4 protein-coding genes are annotated in these 5500 nt (G+C 68.8%); 2 read left to right on the top strand and 2 right to left on the bottom strand.

Annotated elements, in window-relative coordinates:
• Positions 1–583: 583 nt before the first annotated feature.
• Positions 584–1966 carry a GAF domain-containing protein gene (locus NRB56_RS29575; protein WP_153347566.1) on the bottom strand — a complete coding sequence of 461 codons (1383 nt, stop codon included), beginning with the start codon at positions 1964–1966 and terminating at the stop codon, positions 584–586.
• Positions 1967–2051: 85 nt separating this feature from the next.
• Entirely contained in the window at positions 2052–3449 is a 1398-nt protein-coding gene (mftF, locus tag NRB56_RS29570; RefSeq protein ID WP_153347565.1) for a mycofactocin biosynthesis glycosyltransferase MftF, read from the bottom strand.
• Positions 3450–3690: 241 nt separating this feature from the next.
• Here mftF and mftR2 point away from each other — a divergent pair, with 241 nt between their 5' ends.
• On the top strand, positions 3691–4332 hold the full coding sequence (gene mftR2 / locus NRB56_RS29565) for a mycofactocin system transcriptional regulator MftR2 (RefSeq protein WP_227838432.1): 642 nt from the start codon (positions 3691–3693) through the stop codon (positions 4330–4332).
• A 55-nt stretch (positions 4333–4387) separates the two neighbouring features.
• The gene (locus NRB56_RS29560; RefSeq protein WP_153347664.1) at positions 4388–5443 is read left to right on the top strand and encodes a ferredoxin--NADP reductase; all 1056 of its coding nucleotides are present in this window, start codon (positions 4388–4390) and stop codon (positions 5441–5443) included.
• Positions 5444–5500: the final 57 nt, after the last annotated feature.

The raw sequence follows: 5500 nt of genomic DNA, 5'->3' as shown, positions 1-5500 counted from the left end.
GCCGTCGCCCGGCCCCCCGGCCGTGATCCCACCCAACTCCGAATCCTGCACCGGTGCCTCCTCGATGGCGAAATCGACTGTCGCCGAATCGATTTCAGGCAGCACGAATAAGGCCCCGGTACCTGTGACGGGCACCGGCAGCAGCGGACGCACTACCTCATACGCTTCGGCTCCACTCGCGTGCATCCACCCCGGAACCCGATCCGGGACAAGTGGATACGCGGCGAAACTGATCGTGGGTATACGAACTCGGTGACCCGTGGTCACCGATGTGGTGCGGACCGGTGCAGCCGGCGCGGTGGCTCAACCAGCTCCTGCGGAAAGCGGTATCAGCCCTGTGATCGTCCTCCAACGTGGTGGCCGGCGGAGTTCCTGACCCGGCCCGTGGTTCCTGCATCGCGTGGGTCCGGGACGTACCCGCCTCCACGCACAGCGAAGACTAGGCCCTGCAGAAATAAAACGGGAGGTTTTCATTCAAATCGGACTCGGTCAATTGTCCAGAATGTTTTGTGGTTCCACCACGACGTGCATGCGATCAGACGCGCGGCCCGGATCGGGCCGTCGCACGGTACGGTCGCGAAGCCTAGGAGCCGAAACGTTGCATCTGCGTTGCATCCGCGCCGAGGCGCCGGTCGAGCACCCGGATCTTGGCCTCGATCTGGGCATACAGCGGTGAATCGCGGTCCACGGCCGCCCGGTAGGCCACCCACGCCGGGGTGTCGTCGCGGCCCTCGGCGCCGGCGGTCCAACGGCTGAGCACCGCCGCGTCGCCGGAGCGCAACACCGCCGTACGCAGCCGGACCCGCAGCTCGTCGCGGATGTCCACGACCCCCGGCGCGGTCGAGCGCGGCAGCACCGGTCCGGTGTACAGCCGGACCGCGGCGTCCACATCGCCGGAATCGAGCGCCGCGCGCAGCGCCTCCACATCGGTGACCAGATGCACCCGCAGCCGGTACGGCCGGGACTCGAACACGTGCGGGCCGACCACCGCCCGCAGCCGCGACATCGCGGCGCGGATGGTGGCGTTGTCCAGATCGGTGTCGTCGAGCAGCAGGGCCAGATGATCGGCCGACAGGCCCTCCGCGTGCTCGGCCAGCAGCAGCAGGATCTCGGCCTGCCGTTGCGACACCGGCATTCGGTCGCCGTCCGAGATCAGTTGCGGCTGGCCCAATCCGAGCACATCGAGGCCGATCCTGGTCGGCGCCCGCTCCGCGAGCGCCGCGCCGCCGCGCGGCTCGCGGCTGTTGCCGCGATGCGGCTCGGCTCGGCTCGCGGTCAGTGCCAGGTCCAGTTCCGCGGCGATCGCGGCCGCCTTCACCAGGGCCAGGATCTCGGGGCGGGCCACCCGCGAACCGCCCGCGATCATCAGCACCCCGACCAGCCGGCCGTCCGGATCGTGCACGGGCGCGGCGGCGCCGGTGAGCTGATGCATCCGCTGCAGGAAGTGCTCCGGTCCGTGCACCCACACCGGCCGGCCGGTGCGCACCACCAGGCCGACCGCGTTGGTCCCGACCCGGCGCTCGCTGAGGTCGTCGCCCTCGCGCAAGCCGGTCTCGCCCGCCGCGGCCACCCGATCCGGCGTGCCGTGCACCGACAGCACCCGGCCGAACTGGTCCGCCACCACGACGATCAACCCGATCCGGGCGATGTCCTGCAACAACAGTTTGCCGATCAGCGGCATCACCGTGGTGATCGGATGACCGTCGCGGTACCGCTGCAGATCGCCGCCGCGCAACCCGCGACCGTCCAGATCGTCCAGCGGATCGACGCCGCCGCGCACGCTGCGCAACCAGGATTCGAGGATCACCGGCCGGAGCAGGCCGGCCAGTTGATTGAGCCGATCGCCGCCGAGGGCGAGGTAGCCGTGGGCTTGTGCTGCATAGGTTTCCAGCGCACCGAGCTGGGATCGCGGCTCGGCCCCGTGTTGCTCGTGCTCGGCCTCGCCGCCGATTGGATTGCTGACCATTTGCCTTTTCTCCCCCCTGCACTGTACCGGCGAAGCGAAACCGGGCACCCCCGAAGTGCCGCGTTTGTTCGCCAGGTCACAGCGGCTACAGCGGCGGCGCGGCCGAGCGTAGCGCCGAAACCTTCCGGGCGCGGACCGCCCCCCACCACAATCCGGTGCCGTAGGCCAGATCGTCGAGCCGCTTACAGGCCAGATACCGCACCGGGTCCAGGCCGCCGACATCGCGATGAGTGAACCAGTCGGCCAGTCCGTCGGCCACCGCCAGCGTCACGGCCGTGCGGCGGATCCGCCGGGAGAACACCATCGCCAGCGCGGTGATCGGCCAATAATGCCGGCACGACGCCGAAACCAGACGCCAGAGCCCGGCCCCGCAGCCGCGAGCGGTCTGGATGGCGGCGACCCGCGTCGGATTGTCCAGTTCGGCGAACGCCCGGCGTAGCCGGATCAGCGCCGTGACCACCGTGATCACCCCGCCGATCAGGCCCCAGCGGGACAGACTGGCCAGCAGCGCCGTGGCCACCACCAGCCACAGCGGCACCGCCAGCGGCGCCACCATCCCGCCGTGCCGGCGCGCCAGTGGCGCCACCCCGGCGCCCTGGGAAACCTTGCGCCGCAACCATTCCCGCAGAGAGACCGGATGGTCGCCGGATACCTGCGCCGCCGGTTCGTAGCGCAGCCGCCAGCCGGAACGTTCCAGCCGCCAGCACAGGTCGACGTCGGCGGCCGAGCGCATCGCCTCGTCGAAACCGCCCTCGGCCAGCAGTGCGCGCCGGCGCACCAGCAGCGCCGCGCCCGGCACGTACGGGACCGCGCCGTCCGGGGTCACCGCGGCCTCGCGGCGGCCGTGGTCCAGGGAGAACCGGGTGCGGTCGTACCGGCCGAGCACGCCGGCGTCGGGCTCGCGCGGGACGATCCGCGGCGCGACCAACGCCACCTGCGGATCGCTGAAATGCCCGAGCATCACCTCGAGCCAGCCCGCGCGCGGCACCATGTCCGAATCCAGGAAAGCCACGAATTCGGTGGTGGCCGCGCGCAATCCGGCATTCCGGGCGGCGGCAGCGCCCTTGCGGCGATCGTGCCGCAACACCGTCACCCGGCAGCGGCCGCGGCTGTCCGGAATGCGCACCGGACGGTCCGATCCGTCGTCGACGACCACCACGCTGTGCCCCCGCAGCGTCGCGAGCAGCCGATGCAGACCGGCGCCGTCGTTGTGCAGCGGCACGACCACGGTCACGTCGTCCAGGGCGGGCAGCAATCGCGGGCGGGGATTGCCCACACCGGAATCGAGCAGTCTTCTGGCGACCACGGCGGATTCGGTGTCGGTGACCTCGAGATATCCATCGCCGATGAGGGCCGCCGCCTCCGGCGCCAGGCGCAGCAATCGCGTCGGCGAACCACCGACGAGAAACCGGCCGCCGGAGTAGGCGCGCACCCGGGGATCGATGCGTACCCCGAACCCGTCGGGCAGTCGATCATGGCGCATTCCGGAGATGCTAAGCGCTGATTGCCGTTCGGAGTGCGCACGATCGAAAGCCACCACGAATTCGCGCCCCCACCTCGGCAACGCTCGCGACATGCCGGGCAGGCCCCCTACGGCCGTGGGCCGTACCACACCGGCCCGCGGGAAATACCCACGCTCTAGACTTCGGGGGAAACAGCCGGGTGAACAGTGGTCGTTTGTCGGCGACCGGGCCGATCGGACCCGGCCGCACATCAGAGGTGGCATGGGAGCGGGACATATGCAGACCAGCGGGGGCGGTAATACGCTGTCCGAATCCGAGATCGTCGAGGCCGCACTGCGAGTGGTGCGTGCCGACGGTGTCGAGAAGTTGTCCATGCGCCGGTTGTCCCGGGAACTCGGGGTTTCGCCGATGGCGCCGTATTACTATGTCGCCGACAAACGCGAACTGCTCGATCTCGTGGTCACCGCGGCGCTCTCCGGAGTTCGCCGGCCCGCGCCGGATTCCGGCCCTTGGCAGCAGCGGCTGCGCGAACTCATCGATCAGATCGACGAGAAATTGCGCAAACATCCGGGCCTCGGCGATGTGCTGCTCGACCAGATGTTGGGCAAACAGCTGGATCTCATCGCCGCGGTGATGGAAATCCTGTTCGACGCCGGATTCGACGACCGGAACGTGCTGTCCGCGTACGCGACCGTGCACACCTATCTGTTCGGCCGCGCCCGGGTGAACCCGCGTGATCGCTCCACCGCCGGGGTCACCCTGCCCGATCCGGTCGAACGGGCCATGCGGCACATCGGTGACCTGCGCGGCAAGTACACCTACGACTTCGGGATGGACGTGCTGGTGGCCGGTCTGGAGGCCCAGCTTGTCCGGCAGCGCGACGGCCACGTATCATCAAAATAGAACAGGTTCTAGTTTTTACCTGTCGCCGCGCACCGGCCCGCCCCGAGAGGACACCATGACGACCGTCGACGTACCGCACAGCTCGCGCTCGGCCGTGCTGCGGATCTCCGCGGTGATCCCCGAGACCGCCGACGCCTGCTCGGTGGTCTTCGAGGTGCCCGAGGAACTGCGGGAGCGGTTCGCCTACCAGTGCGGGCAGTTCCTCACCCTGCGCATTCCCAGCGAACTGACCGGATCGGTGGCGCGCTGCTATTCACTGGCGAGTTCGCCGCACACCGACGATCGGCCGAAGGTGACCGTCAAGCGGACCGCCGGCGGATATGCCTCGAATTGGGTGTGCGACAACCTGAGAGCGGGCGACACGCTCGAGGTGCTGCCGCCCTCGGGCACCTTCACCGTCAAGGATTTCGACGAGAATCTGCTGTTGTTCGCCGCCGGCAGCGGTATCACGCCGGTGATCTCGATCCTGAAATCCGCGCTCGATCGCGGCAACGGCCGCGTGGTGCTCGTCTACGCCAACCGCGACCCGGAATCGGTGATCTTCGCCGGCGAATTGCGGGAATTGGCGGCGAAACACCCACAGCGCCTGACGATCGTGCACTGGCTGGAAACCCTGCAAGGGCTGCCGAACGCGGAAGCCCTGGCCCGGCTGGCCGCCCCGTACGCCGATCATCGCGCCTACATGTGCGGGCCGAAACCGTTCATGGACGGCGTGCACGACGCGCTCGCGCAATTGGGCTTGCCGCGCAACCGAACCCACGCCGAGGTGTTCAATTCGCTGTCGGGCGACCCGTTCTCGACCGATTCACCGGTCGAGGTCAGCGACGAGGAAGCGGCCGACGCGGCGACCGTAGAGGTGGAACTCGACGGGCAGGTGCACAATCTGCGCTGGCCGCGCCGGCAAACCCTGGTGGACCTCATGCTGTCCAAGGGAATCGACGTGCCGTATTCCTGTCAGGAAGGCGAATGTGGTTCGTGCGCCTGCACTGTCGTGTCGGGCAAGGTGGAGATGGACAGCTGCGAAATCCTGGACCCCGAGGATATCGAGGCCGGATACATCCTCGGCTGCCAGGCGCACCCGGTCACCGATCACCTGAAAATCCAGTTCTGACCAACGGGATGCCGCGGCCGGTCACGGCGTCGTTGAACGCCCACGGTCACAGCGTCG

The organism is Nocardia aurantia, from assembly GCF_009604425.1.
Classification (GTDB): Bacteria; Actinomycetota; Actinomycetes; order Mycobacteriales; family Mycobacteriaceae; genus Nocardia; species Nocardia aurantia.
This window is presented reverse-complemented; position numbering and strand designations above follow the sequence as displayed.

Excerpts from the sequence above, each read along its gene's own strand:
- NRB56_RS29575 (WP_153347566.1), bottom strand. The coding sequence starts at position 1,966 with ATGGTCAGCAATCCAATCGGCGGCGAGGCCGAGCACGAGCAACACGGG.
- mftF (WP_153347565.1), bottom strand. The coding sequence starts at position 3,449 with ATGCGCCATGATCGACTGCCCGACGGGTTCGGGGTACGCATCGATCCC.
- mftR2 (WP_227838432.1), top strand. The coding sequence starts at position 3,691 with ATGGGAGCGGGACATATGCAGACCAGCGGGGGCGGTAATACGCTGTCC.
- NRB56_RS29560 (WP_153347664.1), top strand. The coding sequence starts at position 4,388 with ATGACGACCGTCGACGTACCGCACAGCTCGCGCTCGGCCGTGCTGCGG.